This is a genomic window from Stenotrophomonas sp. 05L413 (genome assembly GCF_056397945.1).
The window spans coordinates 850546-873230 of the sequence record NZ_JBFTOL010000001.1 but is presented as its reverse complement, the minus strand read 5'-3'; the positions used below and the strand labels follow the sequence as shown (position 1 = coordinate 873230).

Here is a 22685-nt window from a genome sequence, read left to right as displayed (position 1 = left end):
GAGGACAAGAACATGCGGATGGACAAGCTCACCTCGCGTTTCCAGCAGGCGCTGGCCGACGCGCAGTCGTTGGCCGTGGGCCGCGACCACAACATCATCGAACCGGTGCACGTGTTCAGCGCGCTGCTGGACCAGCAGGGCGGCAGCACGCGCCCGCTGCTGGCCCAGGCCGGCGTCAACGTGCCGGTATTGCGCGAACGCTTGAATGAAACCCTGGAGGCCCTGCCCAAGGTCTCCGGACAGGAAGGCAACCTGTCGATCGGCAACGATCTGAACCGGCTGCTCAACAACACCGACAAGCTGGCCCAGCAGCATGGCGATGCCTTCATCGCCAGCGAGTGGTTCGTGCTGGCTGCGGTGGACGATGGCGGCACCCTGGGCATGGCGCTGCGCGCCGCCGGTGCCGACAAGAAGAAGATCGAGACCGCGATCGACAAGGTGCGCGGCGGCGAGACCGTGCAGTCGGAAAACGCCGAAGACCAGCGCCAGGCGCTGGAGAAATACACCATCGACCTGACCGCGCGGGCCGAGACCGGCAAGCTGGATCCGGTGATCGGCCGCGATGAGGAAATCCGTCGCACCATCCAGGTCCTGCAGCGCCGCACCAAGAACAACCCGGTGCTGATCGGCGAGCCCGGCGTGGGCAAGACCGCCATCGTGGAAGGCCTGGCCCAGCGCATCATCAACGACGAAGTGCCCGAGGGCCTGCGTGGCAAGCGCGTGCTCTCGCTGGACATGGGCGCGCTGATCGCCGGCGCCAAGTTCCGCGGTGAGTTCGAAGAGCGCCTCAAGGGCGTGCTCAACGACCTGGCCAAGAGCGAAGGGCAGGTGATCCTGTTCATCGACGAGCTGCACACGATGGTCGGTGCGGGCAAGGCCGATGGCGCGATGGATGCCGGCAACATGCTCAAGCCGGCGCTCGCCCGCGGTGAACTGCACTGCGTCGGCGCGACCACGCTGGACGAATACCGCAAGTACATCGAAAAGGATGCTGCGCTGGAACGCCGCTTCCAGAAGGTGCTGGTCGGCGAGCCGAGCGTGGAAGACACCATCGCGATCCTGCGCGGGCTGAAGGAAAAGTACGCCGTGCACCACGGCGTGGAGATCACCGACCCGGCCATCGTCGCGGCGGCCACGCTCTCGCACCGTTACATCGCCGACCGCCAGCTGCCCGACAAGGCCATCGACCTGATGGACGAGGCCGCCTCGCGCATCCGCATGGAGATCGACTCCAAGCCGGAGGAGCTGGACCGCCTGGAGCGGCGCCTGATCCAGCTCAAGATCCAGCGCGAAATGCTCAAGAAGGAAAAGGACGATGCCTCGCGCCAGCGCCTGGCCGATCTTGAGAATGACATCGATGCGCTGGAGCGCGAGTTCTCCGATCTCAACGAAATCTGGAAGTCGGAGAAGGCCACGCTGCAGGGCGCGACCCGGATCAAGGAACAGATCGAACAGGCCAAGCTGGAACTGGAATCGGCCCAACGCCGCCAGGATTTCGGGCGCATGAGCGAGATCCAGTACGGGCAGCTGCCGCAGCTGGAAAAGCAGCTGGCGGCCGCGCAGGAAGTGGAAACCAGCGAGTTCAAGCTGGTGCAGGATCGGGTCACCGCCGAGGAAATCGCCGAAGTGGTTTCGCGCTGGACCGGCATTCCGGTCAACCGCATGCTGGAAGGCGAGCGCGACAAGCTGCTGCGCATGGAAGACATGCTGCACAACCGCGTGGTCGGCCAGGAAGAGGCGATCAAGGTGGTGTCCGATGCGGTGCGGCGTTCGCGTGCGGGCCTGTCCGATCCGGATCGCCCGAGCGGCTCGTTCCTGTTCCTGGGGCCGACCGGCGTGGGCAAGACCGAACTGTGCAAGGCGCTGGCTGAATTCCTGTTCGACAGCAGCGACGCGATGATCCGCATCGACATGAGCGAGTTCATGGAGAAGCACAGCGTCGCGCGGCTGATTGGTGCGCCCCCGGGCTATGTAGGCTACGAAGAAGGCGGCTACCTCACCGAGGCGGTGCGCCGTCGCCCGTACTCGCTGATCCTGCTGGACGAAGTGGAGAAGGCGCATCCGGATGTGTTCAACATCCTGTTGCAGGTGCTCGACGACGGCCGCCTGACCGATGGCCAGGGGCGCACGGTGGACTTCCGCAATACCGTCATCGTGATGACCTCCAACCTGGGCTCGCACCAGATCCAGGACATGAGCAGCGATGACAGCCCGGAGGCCTACACGCAGATGAAGGCGGCGGTGATGGGGGTGGTGCAGGCGCACTTCCGCCCGGAATTCATCAACCGCCTGGACGACATCGTCGTGTTCCATCCGCTGGACAAGGTGCAGATCAAGCAGATCGCCCGCATCCAGATGCAGGGCCTGGAAAAGCGCCTGGCCGAGCGTGGCCTGCGCATCGAGGTCAGCGACGAGGCCTTCCAGCTGCTGGGTAACGTCGGCTTCGATCCGGTCTACGGCGCCCGCCCGCTCAAGCGTGCCATCCAGTCGCAGCTGGAGAACCCGCTGGCGCAGAAGATCCTCTCCGGCGAGTTCCTCAATGGCGATGTGATCCGGGTCGATGCGGCCGAGGGCAAGCTGGTGTTCGTGAAGGGCTGAGCCCCGCGCGCGCCGGCGGCTTGATAACCGTTGGGCCTCACACCATGCATGTTTGGCATGAACCCCCGCTTCGGCGGGGGTTTTTTGTTCGGTATCGTCGGCATTCACCTGGAGACGATGCGATATGTCCGAACACGGCAGTCCCGAATCACAGTGGCGCGCGGAGACCATCGCGGTGCATGGCGGTTACCGGCCCGATCCCACCACCCGCGCGGTGGCGGTGCCGATCTACCAGACCGTGGCCTACGCCTTCGATGACACCCAGCATGGCGCGGACCTGTTCGACCTGAAGGTGCCGGGCAACATCTACACCCGCATCATGAACCCGACCACCGATGTGCTCGAGCAGCGCATCGCCGCGCTTGAGGGCGGCATCGGCGCGCTCGCCCTGGCCTCGGGCCAGGCCGCGATCACCTACGCGATCCAGACCATCGCCGAGGCCGGCGACAACATCGTCTCGGCCAGTGCCCTGTACGGCGGCACCTACAACCTGTTCGCGCACACGCTGCCGCAGTTCGGGATCGAAACGCGCTTTGCCGACTACCGCGACCCGCAGGCGTTCGGCGCGCTGATCGATGACCGCACCAAGGCGGTGTTCGTCGAGTCCATCGGCAACCCGCGCGGTAACATCACCGATATCGAAGCGGTCGCGAAGATCGCGCATGCGCATGGCGTACCGCTGATCGTGGACAACACGGTGGCGACACCGTACCTGCAGCGCTCGTTCGATTTCGGCGCGGACATCGTGGTGCATTCGCTGACCAAGTACCTCGGGGGACATGGCACCAGCCTGGGCGGGGCGATCGTGGATTCCGGACGCTTCCCCTGGGCGGAGCACAAGCAGCGTTTCCGCCGCTTGAACGAGCCGGACGTGAGCTACCACGGCGTGGTCTACACCGAAGCCCTCGGGCCGGCCGCCTACATCGGCCGCGCGCGGGTGGTACCGCTGCGCAATACCGGCGCGGCGATTTCACCGTTCAATTCCTTCCTGATCCTGCAGGGCATCGAGACGCTGGCACTGCGGCTGGACCGGATCAACGCGAACACCCTGGCCGTGGCCAAGCATCTGCAGGGCCATGCCAAGGTGGCCTGGGTCAACTACGGCGCGTTGCCCGACCACCCCGAACACGCGCTGGTGCAGAAGTACCTGCGCGGCCACGGCTCCGGCGTGCTGACCTTCGGCCTGCCCGGGGGCCGCGCCGCCGGCGCGCGCTTCCTGGATGCACTGCAGCTGTTCACCCGTCTGGTGAACCTGGGTGATGCGAAATCCTTGGCCACGCATCCCGCCTCTACCACGCACCGGCAGTTGGATGCGGCCGAGCTGGAGAAGGCGGGCGTCAGCGAAGACACGGTGCGCTTGTCGGTCGGCATCGAGCACATCGACGACCTGCTGGCGGACCTGGAGCAGGCGTTGGCCAAGGCGTAGAGGTGGGACCCACGGCGGCCGGTGCGGGCCGGCCGCCGTGGGGGTTTTGCCATGGCGCCATGGATTCTCTGCCATGGGGGTAGGGCCGCGCATGGCGTGGCTCTACGCGCGGGGTTAGGATCGGCTGACGATCCCCCAACTGCGCAAGATCGGCCACGCGCAGGCGCGGGGCACGGCGCAGGCTGAGCATCACCTAGAGAGGGAGCCCGCCATGCGCCGCATTGCCCAGGTACGCCAGCGCCACGGTATCGATCGTGTCATCGCCCATCTGCAGGCGTGCCTGCGCGCTGGCGATCCCTTGCCCGATCTGGAGGCACTGGCCGCGATCGCGCACCAGTCGCCGTTCCACTTCCATCGCCTGTACCGCGCGCTGACCGGCGAAACGCCCGGGCGCACCGTGGCGCGCCTGCGCCTGCTGCAGGCGCTGACGCTGCTCGGTCAGGCCGAGAGCCGGGTGACCGAGGTCGCCTTGAACGTCGGCTATGAAAGCCCGCAGGCGCTGGCCCGTGCCTGTCGCCAAACGCTGGATGCCACGCCGAGCACGTTGCGTGAGGATGCCGGGCTGCGCAGCCACTGGCAGCAGCGGCTGTCGCTGCCGGCGGGCGATCACGCGGACGGGACGGTGCCGTTGCAAGTTACGGTGACCACGCTGGAGCCTTTCGATGTGGTGGCGCTGCGCACGCAAGGGGCCTTCGATGATCTGGATCAGGCCTTCGGCGAGATCTTCACCTGGGCGGCGGAGCAGGGATGGGCCGAACAGTTGCAGCAGCTGGTCGGCATCGCACGGACGGACCACCGCGACGCGCCGGCGCAGGAATGCGTGTTCGATTGTGCAATGGGGTTCGGGCGCACGCCGCAGGCGCTACCAGCCCCGCTGCGTGCGCTGACGCTGGGCGGTGGCACGTATGCCGTGCTGCGCCATGTGGGCAGTTACGCAGGGCTGGAGGCCGCCACCGATGCACTGCTGCGCGACTGGCTGCCCGAGAGCGGCCACACGCTGCGCGACGTCGAGCTGTATTACCACTACCTCGACGATCCGGAAGAGGTCCCTGAGGCGATCCTGCGTGCGGATATCTGCGTGCCGGTCGCGTAGCGCCCCTCACACCACTGGAATGCTGTGCTGCTGCCCCATCGTGCGGTACGGCGGGGTGGACATCACCATCTCCGCCAGCGAGTAGGCCAGTTCGCGCTCGGCCATCACCGTGCCATCGGCACCGTGGGCGAGCAGGTGCTTCACCTCGGCATCGCTATGCGCCCTTGCCAGTAGGGTCAGGCCGGGGTTGAGCGCGCGCAGCTTGGCCAACGTTTCACCGGCTTCCAGCGGCTGCGGGATCGCCAGCACGGCGATCTTGGCGCGCTCGGGATGCGCTTCGGCCAGCACGCGGTCGGAGGCGGCACTGCCGCGGATACCGGGCAGGCCGGCCGCGTGCGCTTCGGCGACGTGTTCCTTGTTGTCGTCGATGATCATCACCGGCACGCCCCGGTCGCGCAGTACCTGCGCCAGCGCGCTGCCGACGCGGCCGTAGCCGATCACGATGGCATGGTCGTGCAGGTCCAGCGACGGGCCCGGCGGCAATTCCGTCTCCACCGTGGTGGGGGCGGTTTCCTGATGCTTCAGCAGCCAGCGGTCGAGCAGGCCGAACACCAGCGGGTTGAGCATGATCGAGATCAGCGCACCGGCCAGCACCAGCGCCTGACCGGTCGGCGGCAGGATCCCCAGCGTCACGCCGAGGCCGGCAATGATGAAGGCGAATTCGCCGATCTGCGCCAGGCTGGCGGAAATCGTCAGTGCGGTACCGGTCGGATGGCCGAACGCGCGCACGATCACGAACGCAGCGGCGGATTTGCCGAACATGATGATCGCCGCGGTGGCCAGGACCTGCCACGGGTGTTCGATCAGGATGGCCGGGTTGAACAGCATGCCGACCGAGACGAAGAACAGCACCGCGAACGCATCGCGCAGCGGCAGTGAATCATTGGCGGCTTTGTGGCTCAGTTCGGATTCGTTGAGCAGCATGCCGGCGAAGAACGCGCCGAGTGCGAACGACACGCCGAACAGCATCGCCGAGCCGAACGCCACGCCCAGTGCGATGGCCAGCACGGCCAGGGTGAACAGCTCGCGCGAACCGGTGCCGGCGATGCGCTCCAGGATCCACGGAATCACCCGGCGCCCGACCACCAGCATCACCGCCACGAACAGGCCCAGCTGCACGAAGGTCCAGCCGATGCTGGCCAGCACGCTGCCGACGGTATGGGTTTCATTGGCCGCATCGGGCCCGAACACGCCGGCCAGGACCGGCATCATCACCAGCGCCAGGACGCAGGCCAGGTCTTCCACGATCAGCCAGCCGATGGCGATCTTGCCGCGCGTGGTTTCCAGCAGGCGCCGTTCTTCCATCGCGCGCAGCAGCACCACGGTACTGGCGGTGGCCAGCGAGAAACCGAATACCACGCCATAGATCACCGGCCAGCCCATCAGCGCCGCCAGGCCCCAACCGAGCAGGGTAGCGACCAGGATCTGGCCGATCGCACCCGGGATGGCGATCGCTTTGACCTCCATCAGGTCTTTGAGCGAGAAATGCAGGCCGACCCCGAACATCAGCAGCATCACCCCGATCTCGGCCAGCTGGTTGGCCAGTGCCTGGTCGGCGACGAAGCCGGGGGTGAACGGACCTACGCAGATGCCTGCAATCAGATAACCGACCAGGGGAGACAAACGCAGCTTGTTGGCCAGCGCGCCGAAAATGAAGGCGAGCCCAAGGCCAACGGCAACGATGTTGATCAGGTCGGTGTCATGGTGCATCGGGGCTCGCAAAGAGGGGGGGTGCCCCGATTTTCACCGATGCGGCCGGTCCGGGCAAACATCGATGGCCGCAATGCTGCTATGTCCCCGTGGTCAGGTCATGTGCTGTCCGGGACAGCCCGTGGGTTGAACGGTGAATGCGCGGAATCCCGGTTTCCTGCGGCCAGAACGCACATGCCCCGGCGAACCGGGGCATGGGGTTTATCAGGAGGTTGCCGGCCAGCGGCCGGCACTACCTTGGGTTACCACTTGTACGTCACGCGACCGTACACATAGGCGCCGTTGAACCCATACGGCGAGTAGTTGCTGTACGGCAGCATGCCCCAGGTGGAGTTCTGCAGGTCCACGGTGCGGTCCGGGTACTCGTCCAGGATGTTGTCCGCGCCCAGGGTCAGGGTCCAGTTCTCGCTCGGCTTGTAGCTGGCCGAGGCATCGAGCACCCACGAGGCGTCGTAGGTCTGGTCGCGCAGGGCGGTAGCCGAGTTGCGCACCGTGAACGAGCCGTAGCGGGTGGCGGCCAGGTTCAGGTCCCAGCGGTCCGAACGCCAGGTGCCGCTGAGGATGGTCTTGTCGCGCGGGTAGCTGTCCTCGATGCGGCCGATCTCGTCGCGGCCGATCAGCGACTGGGTGATGCCCAGCGCGCCGAACACCGCCGGCGAGGCGATGAACTTCTTCACCTCGGTCTCGTTGTAGCTGTAGGCGGCGGTCAGCTCCAGCGAGCTGGCGGCGAAGGGAATCGTGTAACTGGAGACCGCATCCACACCGCGGGTGCGGGTGTCCACGCCGTTGGTGAAGTAGGAGAACGCGGTGACGCCCGGCAGACCCAGGTTGGCCAGCAGCGCATTGGCGGCGTCATTGGTGGTGATGTTGGTCGACAAGACGATGCGGTCGTCGATGTCGATCTGGTACGCATCCACGGTCAGGTACAGGCGATCCACCGGCTGCAGTACCAGACCCAGGCTGTAGGAGGTCGAGCTTTCGGCCTTCAGCGGGCTGGCGCCCAGGGCCTGCGCGGCAGGGCTGGTGGTCGGGAAGGTGCCGCGTTCGACGAACACGCCGTTGATGATCGTGCTGGTCACCGCCTGGTAGCTCTGCTGGGCCAGCGACGGCGCGCGGAAGCCGCTCGACGCCGTGGCGCGCAGGGCGACCTTGTCGGTGAAGGCGTAGCGTGCGGAGAGCTTGCCGGAGAACTTGTCGCCGAAGTCCGAGTAATCCTCATAGCGGCCGGTCACACCGGCGGAGAACTTGTCGGTGAGGTCGGCTTCCAGGCCGGCATAGACGGCGTAGTTGTCGCGGTCGGCATCCACCGCGTTGAGTGGGGTGAAGCCACCGAAGCCCTGCGCACCGCTGCCGGTATAGGAGTTCAGTTCACCGGCGGACTGCTCCCACTTTTCCTTGCGGTATTCACCGCCGAAGGACAGCGTGACCGGGTAGGCCAGGCCCCAGTCCAGGGTCTTGGTCACATCGGCATTGACGATGTTCTGGGTGTACTCCAGCGCGCCATCGTAGAACGAGCGCGGGCTGTTCACGCCGAGCGCGTAGTTGATGCTGTTACGGGTGTGGAAATCGATCTTGTTGGCGCCGTAGTTGTAGCTGACGTCCCAGTTCCAGCCGCTGTCCGTATCGCCCTTGACCCCGGCGACCAGCGAGCGGTCCTTGGAGTACTGATTGATCTCCGGCACGAAGCCGTCCGGGTAGGTCTGCGCCAGCAGCGGGCCCTGGTTGCTGTTGTTGCGCGAGCGGTAGAACGCGAACGAGGTGATGTCGCGGTTGCTGGCCATCGCGGTGGCGTAGGCCGAGACGTGGTCGCTGAACTGGAAGCTGGCATTGGCCGAGGCCGCGGTAGCATCCACCTGCGGGTCACCGACCACGAAGGTGGTCTGGCCGATGTTCGGGAAGTTGCCCGTGTTGGGCGCGGTGCCCTGGTAGGGGCCGGCGCGGTTGCTCTCGTCCTGCTGGACGATCTGGCCGGCCACATGCACGCTGCCGCGGCCGTCGGCGAAGCCGATACCGGTGTCGCCGGAGAGCTGGTACTTGTTGCCGTCACCGGCCGAGTACTGGCCGGCATCCAGCGCCAGGCTGCCGCCGGAGGAGGACCCCTTGAGCACGATGTTGATCACACCGGCGATGGCGTCCGAGCCGTACTGCGCCGAGGCGCCGTCGCGCAGCACTTCCACGCGCTCGATCGAGGCGATCGGAATCGCGTTGATGTCCACGGCCGACGAGCCACGGCCGATGCTGCCGTTGACGTTGATCTGCGCGGAGGTGTGGCGGCGCTTGCCGTTGACCAGCACCAGCACCTGGTCCGGGGAGAGGCCGCGCAGCTGCGCTGGGCGGATGCCGCTGGTGCCATCGGTCAGCGCCGGGCGCGGGAAGTTCAGCGAGGGCAGGGCGCGGGCCAGCGCGGTGGCCAGCTCGGTGGTGCCGGTGGACTGCAGCGCCTCGGGGGTGATGATGTCGATCGGCGACTGGGACTCGGCCACGGTGCGGTCGGCCACGCGGGTGCCGGTGACGATGATGGTGTCCAGGGTGTTGGCCGCGGTGCGGGCAGGGGCGTCCTGGGCGGTGGCGGCGAAGCTGGACATACCGAGCGCGACAGCTACGGCGGCGGCGAGCGTACTGGTCTTGCGGTTCATCAGGATGTGGCTCCGGTAGTGGCGGTGCTGCACCAAAGCGACATCACGACATCGAGGATCGGGTCAGCGAAGGCGGTTGTTGCGGTGCGCAATAGACGGATTAACGGGATATTCATCGCTTGTCAAATTTTCGCCAATTTCGTAAAAAACGTTGCAGAAGCAACCATTTACGTGAGGCGTTCGATTCGACAGGAGGGTCCCGGGGAAGCGCAGGCAGGGTCGTGGGAGAGAGAAACGAGGCCTGCCGCGCATCCCGGGGCGCGTCAAGTATTCGTTAACGCTAGAATTACGTCGCAGGAAAGGTGCTCACGAGCACATTCCATTCCGTTATATGGACCCCCAAGATGATTTCCCTTCGTAACTTCGCCTTGCGCCGTGGCGAGCGGCTGCTGTTGTCCAACGTCGACCTGACCCTGCATGCGGGGTACCGCGTCGGCGTGGTCGGCCGCAATGGCGCCGGCAAGTCCAGCCTGTTCGCCGCCGTGAAGGGCGAGCTGGAGGCGGACAAGGGCGACGTGGATCTGCCCGGCAAGATCCGCATCGCCAGCGTGGCCCAGGAAACCCCGTCGCTGCCCGATCCGGCGCTGCAGTTCGTGCTGGAGGGCGACACCGAGGTGGCCGCCGTCATGCGTGAAGAGGCGGAGGCCGCAGCGCGTGAAGACTGGGAAGCGGTGGCCACCGCCCACCAGCGTATGGCCGAGATCGGCGCGTATGACGCCGAAGCGCGCGCCGGCAAGCTGCTGCACGGCCTGGGCTTCCCGGCCGAGACCCACTCGCGCGCGGTCTCCTCGTTCTCTGGCGGCTGGCGCGTGCGCCTGAACCTGGCGCGCGCGCTGATGATGCCCAGCGACCTGCTGCTGCTCGACGAACCGACCAACCATCTGGATCTGGACGCCGTGTTCTGGCTGGAACAGTGGCTGCTCAAGTACCCGGGCACCCTGCTGCTGATCTCGCATGACCGCGAGTTCCTGGACAACGTGGCCACCCACACCCTCCACCTGCACGGTGGCGGTGCCAAGCTGTACGTCGGCGGCTATACCGATTTCGAGCGCCAGCGCGCCGAACAGCTGCGCCAGCAGCAGCTCGCCCACGACAAGGAACAGGCGGAGCGCGCGCATCTGCAGAGCTTCATCGATCGCTTCAAGGCGCAGGCCAGCAAGGCCGCGCAGGCGCAGAGCCGCATGAAGCGCCTGGCCAAGCTGGCCGGCACCGAAGCGGTGCGTGCCGAGCGCGAGTTCCGCATCGAGTTCGCGCCGCCGGCCAAACTGCCGTTCTCGCTGATCCGCCTGAACCATGTCGAGGCCGGTTACGGCGCCGATTCGGTGATCCTGCACAACGTGGGCTTCGGCCTGGAAGCCGGCCAGCGCATCGGTCTGCTCGGCCCGAACGGTGCCGGTAAGACCACCCTGGTGAAGACCCTGGTGGGCGAACTGGACCCGATCAGCGGCGAGCGTGCCGCGCATCCGGACCTGCGCATCGGGTACTTCGCCCAGCACACGGTGGAGTCGCTGCACGAAGGGCAGTCGCCGATGGAGCACTTCCGCGACCTCGCCCCGGATGCACCGAACCAGTCCTTCCGCGATTTCCTCGGCAAGTGGAACTTCGCCGGCGACCGCGCGTTTGAACCGGTGGACGGCTTCTCCGGCGGCGAACGTGCGCGTCTGGCCCTGGCACTGATCGCCTACCAGCAGCCGAACGTGCTGCTGCTCGACGAACCGACCAACCACTTGGATCTGGAAATGCGCGAAGCGCTGGCCGAAGCGTTGGCCGACTTCGAAGGCGCGATCGTGATGGTCTCGCATGACCGCCATCTGATCGGTCTGGTCTGCGACACGTTCTGGCGTGTGGCCGATGGCGTGGTCGAACCGTTCGACGGCGATCTGGATGCCTACGCGGCGTGGCTGCGTTCGCGTCCGGCCGCGCAGGGCACCAAGCAGAAGATGGCCGCGGCCGCCCCGGAGCCGGCGCCGCCGACTCCGCCGCTGCCCGCGCGCAAGCCGGCCAACCCGCACAAGCTGGCCGCTGCCGAAGCCAAGGTGGGCGAGCTGGAAGCGCTGCTGGCCGATCTGGACCGCCAGCTGGCCGATCCTTCCAACTACGCCGATGCGACCCGCATGGCGGTGCTTGGCCGTGACCGCGAAGCGACCGCCACCCTGCTCAGCAAGGCCGAGCAGACGTGGATGGAATTGCTGGACGCCTGATCGCGGCGGGTGATGCGGCACGCTGGTACGTGCCGCATCCCGTGTAGATCCACGCCGTGCGTGGATGCGCTCCGTCCCGGCATTGCGTTATCCACGCATGGCGTGGATCTACCCGAGGCCGGGCATCCCTTCATGGCGTTGGTCTACCGGGTTTCCAGCCATTCCCGGAACCGCCGCGCCGCATCGCTCTCGCTGCGCGAGCGCAGCCGCGTCAGCCAATACCTGCCCAGATCCAGGGTCTGCGCGAAGGGTTGGATCAAGCGCCCTTGGGCAAGATCCTGCTCGAACATCTTCAACGGCAACAGCGCCACGCCCGCACCTGCGGCGGCGGCACTGGCCAGCGTCAGGGACGAATCAAACACGGGCCCACGCGCGTCCAGCTCCGGCGCGCCAGCGGCCTGCAGCCAGCGTGGCCACTCGTCGCTGCGGTAGGAGCGCAACAACGCCACGTTGGCCAGGTCGCGCGGCTGCCGCAGCGTACGTGCCAACGCAGGTGCACACAGCGGCGCAAACGGGGCATCCAGTACGGCATCGCTGACCTGCCCCTGCCAATCGCCATCACCGAACCGGATCGCCAGGTCCAGCCCTTCACCGGCCAGATCGATGCGGTTGTTGTGGGTCTGCAGGCGCAGTTCGATATCCGGATGGCGCGCGTTGAAATCCCCCAGGCGCGGCAGCAGCCAACCGGTGGCGAAGGTGCCGACCACGCCCACGCTCAACACCTCCCGGAAATGCCCGCCGACGAACCGGTCCAGGCTCACCGCGATGCGGTCGAAGGCCTCGTTGAGCACCGGATACAGGCGGGCGCCTTCATCGGTCAGGGCGACCCCGCGCGGCAACCGGGTGAAGAGCGACACGCCCAGCCGGTCCTCCAGCGCCCGGATCTGATGGCTCAGCGCGGCCTGGCTGACGCATAGTTCCAAGGCGGCACGGGTGAAATTCTGGTGCCGGGCGGCAGCCTCGAAGGCGCGCAGGGCGTTGAGCGGCAGCTGGGGGCGGAGCATGGGGCGAGCCGTGAGCAGGATTGATGCATCTTCGCACCGAGGGGCAGCTGCGGCGAGCGACTTCCGCAGATGACGCCATTTTCCGCGTTCATTCCCGGGGGGAATGCCAAGAGGTATGAGGTCAAGTAATGACTTCCGCTGAAAATCCTCGCTGGTGGAGGCGCGGCAACCTGCCAATACTCAGGCCTTCGCCAAGGAGAACCCCATGACCGCTCGACGACAGTTCCTGCAATGGACCGGCGCGGCCGCCGCGTCTGCGCTGGCGGCCACCGCCACCGCCACCGCCTTCGCCAAGACGCCGCTGCCCGCGCCGAAACCCGCCGTCGCGGCGAAAGACTTCGCCGCGTTGGAAGTAGCAAGCGGCGGGCGCCTCGGCGTGACCCTGCTCAACACCGGCACCGGCTGGCGCACCGGCAACCGGCAGGACGAACGCTTCCCGATGTGCAGCACGTTCAAGTTCGTATTGTCCGCCGCAGTGCTGCACCTGGCCGACCAGGGCAGGCTCTCGCTGGACCGGCGCGTGGCCGTGCGCCAGCAGGACATGCTCTCGCATGCGCCGGTGACCACGCGGCACATCGGCAAGGACGTCACCGTGCGCGACCTGTGCCGGGCGACCGTGATCACCAGCGACAACCCCGCCGCGAACCTGCTGCTGGGCATGGTGGGTGGGCCGGCCGGCGTGACCGCCTTCCTGCGTGCCAACGGCGATGCGGTGACCCGCAATGACCGTCTCGAGCCGGAGATGAACCGCTTCGCCCCGGGCGACCCGCGCGATACCACCAGCCCGGCCGCGATGGCCGCCAGCCTGCAGCGCTTCGTGCTCGGTGACGTCCTCAAGCCCGCCTCGAAACAGCAGCTGGCCGACTGGCTGATCGACAACGAAACCGGCGATACACGGCTGCGCGCCGGATTGTCCAAGGCGTGGCGGGTGGGTGACAAGACCGGCAGCAATGGCGAGGACACCACCAATGACATCGCCATTCTGTGGCCGCTCGCCGGCGGTGCACCGTGGGTGCTGACCAGCTACCTGCAGGGCGCGACGGTGGACGATGCCGGCCGTAACGACGTGCTGCGCCAGGTGGCGGTGATCGCCGAAGGCATCATGCAGCACGCCGGGTAAGCCACACCGCCCGGTACGCCACCCCGCCGGCAGGCACCGACCGTTGGTCGGTGCAGCACAGGGTAGTGCCGGCCGCTGGCCGGCAACCCATGAAACCGGCACCGCTTGGAGCCGGCACCGCTTGGAGCCGGCCAGCGGCCGGCACTACCTCTACAACGTCAGCCTTCGGTGTGGCTGGTGCGTACCGCTTCCAGGAAGTCCCGGCCCCAGCGATCCACGTCGTAATACTCCACGCTGCCGAACAGCTGGCGCATGCGCCCGGTGGCTTCCTCGTCGGGCATCGACAACGCCTGCAACAAGCCCGCGGTGAGGTCGGCCGGGTCATGCGGATTGGTCAGCACCGCGCCCTTCAGCTCGGCCGCCGCACCGGCGAATTCGCTCAGCACCAGCACGCCGTTGCTGCCCTCGATGCCCTGCGTGGCCACGAACTCCTTGGACACCAGGTTCAAGCCATCGCGCAACGGGGTGATCCACATCACCTGCGCGGCGGCGTAGTGCGCCACCACCTCTTCGAACGGCAATGCCTGGGCGAAGAAGCGCACGGGGGTCCAGTCGAGCCGCGAGAAGCGCCCGTTGATCCGCCCCACCGCCTGCTCGATCTGGTTCTGCAGCGTGCGGTAGATGGTCATCTCGCGCGCGGCCGGTACGCAGATCATGAGCAGGGTGACTTTGCCCTGGCGATCCGGATGCTGCTCCAGCAACCGCTCGAACGCCTCCAGCTTGGCCAGCGTGCCCTTGGTGTAATCCAGGCGCTCCACTGACAGCACCAGCTTGCGCGCGCCGATCTCGCGGCGCAGCTTGAAGATGTCATTGCGCACGTCGCTGCGGGCGAGCACGTTGTGGATGCGGCGCAGATCGGTGCCGACCGGGTGCGCACCGAGGGCGACTTCGCGGTCGCCCACGCGCAGGCGCGTGGTCATCGTGTCCAGACCCACGGCGCACCCATAGGTGAGGAAGCGCGGGGCACAGCTTTCCCACGCCAGCCGTTCGGCCGGCATCGCACCGCGCACGACGTCCACGAAGTTTTCCACCTGGCGCGGAATGTGGAAGCCGATGTAGTCGCAGCTGAGCAGGCTGCCGATGATCTCGCGGCGCCACGGCACCACATTGAACACATCCGCCGACGGGAAGTAGGTGTGGTGGAAGAAGGCGATCTTCAGGTCCGGGCGCAGTTCGCGCAGCGTGGCCGGCACCATCCACAGGTTGTAGTCGTGGATCCACACGGTGGCGCCATGCGCGGCCTCGGCGGCGGTGGCCTCGGCGAACTTGCGGTTGACCTTCAGGAATACCTGCCAGTCTTCCTCACGGAACTTCGCGCGTTCCCAGAACACGTGCAGCATCGGCCAGAACGCTTCCTTGGAGAAGCGCTTGTAGAAAATGTCCACTTCCTGTTTGCTCAGCGGCACGCGCGCAGCGGTCAGGGTCGGGTAGCGCTCGGCATCCACCGCCAGGTGCGTCTGGAACGGACCGCGCTTGGGTTCATCGATGCCCCAGGCGACCCAGGAGCCCTTCTGGCCGCCTTCGAAGAAGCTCAGCAGCGAGGGGATGATGCCGTTGGGCGAGCGCGGCGGGCGCTGCACCAGCACGCCGTCTTCCATCACTTCATCGAAGGGCAGGCGGTGATAGACCATCACCAGGTCGGCGCCGTCGGCGCGCGCCTGCGGCGGTGGGCGCAGGAAGGGATCGTCATCGGCGAGCAGGCCGAAATGTTCGATCGCTTCGAGGATGCCGCCGCAACCCGGCGCCTGTGCATGGAAGGTGTGCTTCAGGTCGGCCGTCGCGGCAGTCAGCGCCGGCTCCGAATCGCCCACGCACACCCCGCGGAAACCGGAGGTGTACATCGACAGGTCATTGAGGGTGTCACCGGCCACCAGGATGCGGTCGCGCGGGAGCTCCAGCAGGCGCGCAAGCGCGGCCAGGGTGCGGCCCTTGTCGGTGTCCGGCGGCAGGATGTCGAGATAGCGGTCGGCCGAGTACAGCACATCGCAGCCCAGCGCCTGCGCGGCGGCCTGGATCTGCGAGCGCAGCGGCGCCAGCGTGTCCGGATCGCAGAAATACGAGCAGCGGCGTTCCTGCGGCACATCCTGGCGCTGGAGTGCGGTGAACGGACGCATCGCGGCGGCGACCACCTGCTCGCCCGGCCAGTGCGCGTCGATCATCGATTGCAGGGGCTGCAGCGGCTGCAGGGTGTGGCCGTCGACGACGGTCGCACCGACATCGCAGACCACGTAATCCGGGCGCGGAATGGCCGGATCGGAGAGCAGGGGCATCACTGCTTCCAGGCCGCGGCCGGTGATGAAGATCAGGCGGATGCCCGGGTGCTGGTCGACCAGCCGGTAGAGCCGATGACGCGCGGCGGGATCGCCGGCGAGGAAGGTGCCATCCAGATCGGTGGCGAGAATCAATTGCGGGGCCGGCGGCGCCGGCGGTGTACGGGTTGGAGTGAGGGAGGTCGGTGTCGAAACAGTCAATGCACTTCCTTATCGGAGTCAGAGGGGAGGGGGATATCGGGATCCGGCGGCGCGGTGTCGGTCTCGGGCATCAGTTCCAGCGCCGAGGGGGTGGTGCGCAGCATCAGCCGGAAGCCGACCGGATGCGTGCGCAGCCGCTGGAAACTGAGCAGGCGCGCGGTGGTGAACAAGGCCAGCAGCATCAGGACCACCGCGAAGTACAACGGCAGTGCAGGCGCGCCGAACTGTTGCATGGCCGCGCCCGCCAACGCGGGGCCGAGCGCGGCGCCCACGCCATGGACCAGCAGCAGGCTGGAGCAGCCCGAGAGCAGATCTTCGCGCGGCAGGTAATCGAGCATGTGCGCGACCGCGAAGGGATACAGCGCGAAGGCCAGCCCGCCATAGAAGAAAAACAGGCCGAACAGCAGATGGGTCTGCAGCTGGATCATCGGCAGCGAGGCCACCACTGCGATACCCGCCGCGGCCAGGCTCAGTGCGACCAGTCCGGTGCGGCGGTCATGCCCGTCGCTGATGTGACCCAATGGCCATTGCAGCAACGCGCCACCGGCGATGGCGGTCAGCATGAACAGGGCAACGCCATTGCCGTCCAGGCCGACCTCACCAGCGTAGACCGGCAGCAAGCCCCAGAACGCACCCATCGCCAGGCCGGAGAGGCCGGCGGCAACCGTCGCCACCGGGGCCATCGCATACAGCCGCGCCAGTTTCAGGCGCGGCACCGAGGGAATCTCCGGCGGGCGCAGGCGCGTAGCGGTGACCGGCAATACTGCCGCGCAGACCAGGATCGCGGTCAGCATGAACATCGAGGTCGCGCCGGCGTCGCCCAGCATCAGCAGCACCTGGCCGAGCGCCAGTGCCGAGAGGTTGACCACCATGTAGAGCGAGAAAGCGCGGCTGCGCAGGCGCGGGTCTGGCTCGGCGTTGAGCCAGCTCTCGATCACCGTGTAAAGGCCTACCAGCGCGATGCCGGTGAGGATGCGCAGCACGCCCCAACCCACCGGATTGATCCACAGAGGGTGCAACAGCACCGCGATGGCGGCGAGGGCGGCAAAGAAGGCAAACGCACGGATATGGCCGATGCGGCCGATCAGCGAGGGGGCGAAGAAGGTGCCGATGAAAAAACCGGCGAAATAGCCGGACATCACCAACCCCAACGTGCCGGCACCGAAGCCGGCTTCACCCCCGCGCACCGCCAGCAATGTGCCGAGCAGGCCGCTGCCGGTCAGCAGCAGCGCCACACCGGCGAGCAGGGCGGTCAACCGCAACATGCGTGCGCCCTTCGTGGGGAAGAAGGCGAACAAGTCACGTGATTGACCATAACACAGGGGCAATGAAGCCCCGGTTGCAGCGGCGGCGATGCGCGCGTAAGCCGGTCTGTCGCATCAGGCGCGCGGTTTGCGCTGCCCGGTCGCGACCGTTAGGGTGGGGGCATGAACGCAGTCAAACTTCTTCCTTTGGCCGCTGCATTGGCGATCACCGCCTGCAGTGGCTCCAACGACACCGTCGGGCATGAGGTGTCGATGGCACCGTCCGATGCCTTCATGTCCGCCGTGGCTGCGCATTGCGGCAAAGCGTTCGAAGGTCGCATCGCGGTCAACGAACCGCGCACCGATGCGCCGGACCCGTTCGAGGGCAAGCGCCTGGTGATGCATGTGCGTGGCTGCGAGGATCCGGCGCACGAGCTGCGGATTCCGTTCCATGTCGGCGACGACCACTCGCGTACCTGGGTGCTGAGCCGTACCGAGAACGGCCTGCGCCTGAAGCATGATCACCGCCACGAAGATGGCAGCCCGGATGCGGTGACGATGTACGGTGGCGACAGCAAACCGCCGGGTACCGCGCAACGTCAGTCCTTCCCGGTCGATTCGGATTCCGTGGCGATGTTCCGCAAGGCGGACATGCTCGCTTCGGTGCAGAACACCTGGGCGATGGAAGTGGAGCCGGATCAGCGCTTCGTCTACGAATTGACCCGCCCGGGCGGCCGCCACTTCCAGGTGGTGTTCGATCTGAGCAAGCCGGTGGCATTGCCGCCGGCGCCGTGGGGCAGTGAGACGCCCGCGCCGTAACGTTCACCGGTGCCGACCCGCGGTCGGCACCTACCGCGGGCAGTAACGCTCAGCGCGCCCCGAACCGGGCGCGGCAGCCGCCGCTGACCCACAGGCTGCCATTGCTGTAGCCCCAGCTGCGGCCTTCCACGCAGGCCGTGCCCGACAACTGCTGCACCAGCGCCGGGCGACCCTGACGGGCATCCCAGGCACAGGTCTGCTGGCGCTTGTCGTTGCTGCTGCAGGTCACGCTGTAATTGCTGTTGCCGCCACCGCCTCCCCAGTTGCCACCGCTGTTGCCACGCGCTTCGGCGAACTCGCCGCGGCAGCCGCGATTGACCCAGATCGCCCCATTGCGCACGCCCCAGGTCTGGCCCTCGACACACGCCGTACCGGAGATCTGGCGGACCAGGCTTGCGTTGCGCCAGCCGGTGTTGCAGGTGCGCTCGCGGTTATCCTGGCTCTCGCAGCGGATCGTCGCGCCGGTACCGCCACCGCCGCCCCAGTTGCCGCCATTGCCACGGCCCTCGACGAATTCGGCTCGGCAACCGCCGCTGACCCAGACCGTCCCGTCGCGCGAGCCCCAGTTGCGGCCCTCGGTACAGGTCGTCCCGGAGATCTGGCGGGACAGCCGGGCACTGCGCCAGCCCGTGTTGCAGACCCGCTCGCGGTTGTCCTGGCTTTCGCAGCGGACCGTGCCGTTGTTGCCGGGGCCGTTGCCGCCGCCATTCCAGCCACCGCCGTTGCCGTTGCCGCGCAGCGAGGTGGCGATGTCCTGCTTGATGCGGGAGAAGTTCCAGCCCGAATTGACCTGGGCCAGGTAGAAGCGCAGCTGGTCGTCCGGGATCCGGCGGCCATTGGACTGGTCGGCGTATTCCTGGGTGATGACCCGGCTGCGGTCGGAGGAGGACAGCTGCGACAGATTCTCCGGGGCATAGGCCCGGGTACTCATCTGGGCGTGGAGGGCCGGGGCCATACAGGCCAGGGCAAGGGTGAGGCAGACGGTGCTCAGACGGCGTTGCATGGCGACATCCCCGTGCGGTCGTTGGTGCGCGGACTATAGGAATGGCCCCGGTTCAGAGGGTGTGATGCCGGGCCGCAGCCCCCGGATTTGCCCCGCCGGGCTGGCGGCCGCAGAATAACGGGCTTTCCGGCGCAGCTTGGCGCCGGCACTCTCCTGCGGAGCTTTACCCCCATGCGTACCCACTTCTGTGGCCTGGTCGACGAGACCCTGATTGGCCAAACCGTAACCCTCGCCGGCTGGACCGACGTTGCCCGCAACCAGGGCGGCGTGGTCTTCATCGATCTGCGTGATCATGAAGGCATCGTGCAGGTGACGGTGGAAGTCGACAACGCCGCTGTATTCGCCGTGGCCGCCAGCCTGGGCTACGAGGACGTGCTGCAGGTGGAAGGCGTGGTGCGCGCGCGCCATGCGGCCAACGACAAGCTCCGCACCGGCAAGGTGGAAGTGATCGCCACGGCCATCACCCTCCTCAACAAGGCCGAGCCGCTGCCGTTCCACGCGCACGAGAACCCGGGCGAAGAAACCCGCCTGAAGTACCGTTACCTGGATCTGCGCCGCCCGGAAATGCAGCGCATGCAGCGCACCCGCATCAAGCTGGTGCAGGCCCTGCGCCGCCACCTGGATGCCACCGGCTTCCAGGACATCGAAACCCCGATCCTGACCAAGGCCACCCCGGAAGGCGCCCGCGACTTCCTGGTGCCGGCGCGCATGCACCCGGGCGAGTTCTACGCCCTGCCGCAGAGCCCGCAGCTGTTCAAGCAGATCCTCATGGTGGCCGGCTTCGACCGTTACTACCAGATCGCGCGCTGCTTCCGCGATGAAGCCCTGCGTGCCGACCGCCAGCTGGAATTCACCCAGCTGGACATGGAGTTTGCCTTCGTGCGCGAGCGCGACGTGCAGGACTTCGTGGAAACCATGATCCGCGCCATCTTCAAGGAAGTGGTGGACGTGGAGCTGGCCGCCAGCTTCCCGCGCATGACCTGGGCCGAAGCGATGCGTCGCTATGGCTCGGACAAGCCGGACCTGCGCATCGCGCTGGAGCTGGTGGACGTGGCCGAGCTGGTCAAGACCAGCGAGTTCCCGGTGTTCACCGCCGCCGCCAATGATGCCGATGGCCGCGTCGCCGCGCTGCGCATCCCGGGTGGTGCCAGCCTGTCGCGCAAGCAGATCGACGACTACGCCGCGCATGCCGCCAAGTACGGCGCCAAGGGCCTGGCCTACATCAAGATCAGCGAGAGCGGCGAAGTTGCCTCGCCGATCGCCAAGTTCTTCAGCGAAGAGGCCTTCGCCGCGCTGGTCGCCCAGGTGGGTGCCGGTAACGGCGACATCGTGTTCTTCGGCGCCGGTGGCTACAACAAGGTCTCCGACTTCATGGGCGCCCTGCGCCTGAAGGCCGGCAAGGACTTCAACCTGGTCGCCGCCGGCTGGGCACCGCTGTGGGTCACCGATTTCCCGATGTTCGAGTACGACGACGAAGCCCAGCGCTACGTCGCCCTGCACCACCCCTTCACCGCACCGGCGGTGGACGACATTGCCGATCTGCGCGCGAATGCGAAGACCGCCGTGTCGCGGGGCTATGACATGGTGCTCAACGGCAACGAGATCGGCGGTGGTTCCATCCGTATCCACCGCTCGGACATGCAGAGCGCGGTGTTCGACCTGCTGGGCATCGGGGCCGAAGAGGCCGAGGGCAAGTTCGGCTTCCTGCTCGACGCGCTGCGTTTCGGCGCGCCGCCGCACGGTGGCATCGCCTTCGGTATCGACCGCATCGCGGCACTGATGGCCGGTACCGAGTCGATCCGCGACGTGATCCCGTTCCCGAAGACCACCGGCGCGCAGTGCCTGATGACCGGTGCCCCCTCGCCGATCCCGGACGAGCAGCTGGCCGAAGTGCACGTCCAGGTGCGTCCGCGCGCGGTCAAGGAATAAGCCGGCAAGCGCCGGCCATCGGTCGGCGTGGGGTGCGGCAGGTACCGGCAGGAGGTCGGTGCCGGGCCGCGCCATCATCGCAGCGTTCAGGTAAATTGGCGGCTCCCGCCGATGCCGATGCTCCCGCCGTGACCCCAGGCCGCTACACCATCCGCCGCGCCACCCCGGACGATGCCCAGACCCTGTCGGTGCTGGCCGCGCGTACCTTCGTGGAAACCTTCGGCCATCTGTACCCGCCCGAGGACCTGCAGGCCTTCCTCGACGAGGCCTACCCGGCGCAGCGCCAGCGCATCATCCTCGAACACCCCGATTACGCAGTCTGGCTGCTGGAGCTGGACGGTGTTGCCGTGGGCCACGCCGCTGCCGGCCCCTGTGGGCTGCCGCATGCCGAGGTGCAGCCCGGCGATGGCGAGCTCAAGCGCCTGTACCTGATCAAGGACCAGCAGAGCTGTGGCTGGGGCAGCCGTCTGTTCGAAACCGCGCTGGCCTGGCTGGAACGCGAGGGCCCCCGCACGGTGTGGCTGGGGGTGTGGTCGGAAAACTTCGGCGCGCAGCGCTTCTATGCCCGCTACGGCTTCAGCAAGGTCGGCACCTATGAGTTCCCGGTCGGCAAGGTGCGCGACCTGGAGTTCATCCTGCGCCGCCCGCCAACGGCCGCCTGAGCCCGATCCTGACGGGCCGCGATGGCTTCACCTGCCGTTGTCCGGTCCATTCGTCTAATGACGCTGTTTCCTTCTGCAGGCGCCCCGCCCAACGGGCTAGGCTGACACCATGAATCCCCCTGTTTTACTGCTGCATGGCATCTGGAATGCGCGCGCGTGGGTCGGCCCGCTGGCCTGGCGTCTGCGTGCCCGTGGCTTCGCCGTGGATACCTTCGGGTATTCCAGTGTGTTCGGGGGGCCGGAGGTGGCGGTGCCGCAACTGCTGGAGCGGCTCAAGGGCAGCGGTCCGGTCTCGCTGGTCGGGCACAGCCTGGGCGGGCTGGTCGCGCTGGAGGCGCTGCGGCGCGCGCCGGAACTGCCGGTTTCGCGGGTGGTCTGCCTCGGCTCGCCGTTGCGTGGCAGTGTGACCGCGCGCTCGCTGAGCGATCACGGCTGGTCGCTGGCGCTGGGGCGCAGCTCGGAACTGCTGCTGGATGGCCTGCCGGCCTGGGAGGGCAGGGCGCAGGTCGGCCTGATCGCCGGCTCCGTCCCGCACGGGCTGGGCAGCCTGCTGGGCGCCTGTGGCGATGCCTCCGATGGCACCGTGGCGCTGGATGAGACGCAGTTGCCGGGCCTGGCCGACCACTGCGTGATCCCGGCCAGCCATAGCGGGCTGGTGTTCTCACCGGATGCCGCGCGCCAGACCGCCGCGTTCCTGCGCGATGGCCGATTCCGCCGGGACGACGCGGCCCACGCTGCCTGATCGGGCCCGGCACTGACACGGGCAGGC

15 protein-coding genes are annotated in these 22685 nt (G+C 67.2%); 9 read left to right on the top strand and 6 right to left on the bottom strand.

The genetic code is table 11. The annotated features are described in order from the left end of the window. Positions 1-12 precede the first annotated feature (12 nt). The 3 genes from clpB (at position 13) to AC1DIQ_RS03835 (ending at position 5117) form a co-directional block, all read left to right on the top strand. On the top strand, positions 13-2598 hold the full coding sequence (gene clpB / locus AC1DIQ_RS03845; protein ID WP_121039199.1) for an ATP-dependent chaperone ClpB: 2586 nt from the start codon (positions 13-15) through the stop codon (positions 2596-2598). 124 nt (positions 2599-2722) lie between these two features. Then, positions 2723-4024, top strand: a complete 1302-nt coding sequence (locus tag AC1DIQ_RS03840; RefSeq protein ID WP_478049457.1) for an O-acetylhomoserine aminocarboxypropyltransferase/cysteine synthase family protein — start codon at positions 2723-2725, stop codon at positions 4022-4024. Between the two features lie 211 nt (positions 4025-4235). After that, complete coding sequence (locus tag AC1DIQ_RS03835) at positions 4236-5117, top strand: AraC family transcriptional regulator (RefSeq protein WP_478049456.1); 882 nt, start codon at positions 4236-4238, stop codon at positions 5115-5117. A gap of 6 nt (positions 5118-5123) precedes the next feature. Here the strand turns inward: AC1DIQ_RS03835 and ybaL are convergent, their stop codons facing one another. Together ybaL and AC1DIQ_RS03825 are read right to left on the bottom strand one after the other, a co-directional pair. Then, positions 5124-6827, bottom strand: a complete 1704-nt coding sequence (gene ybaL, locus AC1DIQ_RS03830) for a YbaL family putative K(+) efflux transporter (RefSeq protein WP_088433889.1) — start codon at positions 6825-6827, stop codon at positions 5124-5126. A gap of 242 nt (positions 6828-7069) precedes the next feature. Further along, a complete protein-coding gene (locus AC1DIQ_RS03825; RefSeq protein ID WP_282263916.1) occupies positions 7070-9463 on the bottom strand; it encodes a TonB-dependent receptor plug domain-containing protein in 2394 nt (797 codons plus the stop codon). 344 nt (positions 9464-9807) lie between these two features. On the opposite strand from AC1DIQ_RS03825, the gene AC1DIQ_RS03820 reads away from it, so the two are divergent. After that, positions 9808-11664 (top strand): ABC-F family ATP-binding cassette domain-containing protein, encoded by a 1857-nt coding sequence (locus tag AC1DIQ_RS03820; RefSeq protein WP_121039187.1) that lies wholly within the window; start codon positions 9808-9810, stop codon positions 11662-11664. Between the two features lie 143 nt (positions 11665-11807). Here AC1DIQ_RS03820 and AC1DIQ_RS03815 read toward each other — a convergent pair whose 3' ends face one another. Further along, positions 11808-12668: a LysR family transcriptional regulator gene (locus AC1DIQ_RS03815; RefSeq protein WP_121039184.1), complete on the bottom strand. Its 861-nt coding sequence runs from the start codon at positions 12666-12668 to the stop codon at positions 11808-11810. A 205-nt stretch (positions 12669-12873) separates the two neighbouring features. On the opposite strand from AC1DIQ_RS03815, the gene blaL2 reads away from it, so the two are divergent. Further along, positions 12874-13788: a L2 family extended-spectrum class A beta-lactamase gene (blaL2, locus tag AC1DIQ_RS03810; protein WP_478049455.1), complete on the top strand. Its 915-nt coding sequence runs from the start codon at positions 12874-12876 to the stop codon at positions 13786-13788. A 158-nt stretch (positions 13789-13946) separates the two neighbouring features. On the opposite strand, the gene ggpS is transcribed toward blaL2, so the two are convergent. Both ggpS and AC1DIQ_RS03800 read right to left on the bottom strand, forming a co-directional pair. Further along, entirely contained in the window at positions 13947-16193 is a 2247-nt protein-coding gene (gene ggpS, locus AC1DIQ_RS03805) for a glucosylglycerol-phosphate synthase (RefSeq protein WP_152152013.1), read from the bottom strand. Positions 16194-16255: 62 nt separating this feature from the next. Then, the gene (locus AC1DIQ_RS03800) at positions 16256-17524 is read right to left on the bottom strand and encodes an MFS transporter (protein ID WP_121041194.1); all 1269 of its coding nucleotides are present in this window, start codon (positions 17522-17524) and stop codon (positions 16256-16258) included. Positions 17525-17686: 162 nt separating this feature from the next. Between AC1DIQ_RS03800 and AC1DIQ_RS03795 the strand changes: the two genes are divergently transcribed. Beyond that, entirely contained in the window at positions 17687-18322 is a 636-nt protein-coding gene (locus tag AC1DIQ_RS03795; protein ID WP_478049454.1) for a hypothetical protein, read from the top strand. A 49-nt stretch (positions 18323-18371) separates the two neighbouring features. On the opposite strand, the gene AC1DIQ_RS03790 is transcribed toward AC1DIQ_RS03795, so the two are convergent. Continuing rightward, complete coding sequence (locus AC1DIQ_RS03790; protein WP_152151883.1) at positions 18372-19325, bottom strand: DUF3011 domain-containing protein; 954 nt, start codon at positions 19323-19325, stop codon at positions 18372-18374. A 171-nt stretch (positions 19326-19496) separates the two neighbouring features. Here AC1DIQ_RS03790 and aspS point away from each other — a divergent pair, with 171 nt between their 5' ends. The 3 genes from aspS (at position 19497) to AC1DIQ_RS03775 (ending at position 22658) form a co-directional block, all read left to right on the top strand. After that, the gene (gene aspS / locus AC1DIQ_RS03785; protein ID WP_121039169.1) at positions 19497-21254 is read left to right on the top strand and encodes an aspartate--tRNA ligase; all 1758 of its coding nucleotides are present in this window, start codon (positions 19497-19499) and stop codon (positions 21252-21254) included. A gap of 128 nt (positions 21255-21382) precedes the next feature. Then, entirely contained in the window at positions 21383-21916 is a 534-nt protein-coding gene (locus AC1DIQ_RS03780) for a GNAT family N-acetyltransferase (protein WP_193222761.1), read from the top strand. Positions 21917-22025: 109 nt separating this feature from the next. After that, entirely contained in the window at positions 22026-22658 is a 633-nt protein-coding gene (locus tag AC1DIQ_RS03775) for an esterase/lipase family protein (RefSeq protein ID WP_121039166.1), read from the top strand. The last annotated feature ends 27 nt before the right edge of the window (positions 22659-22685 follow it).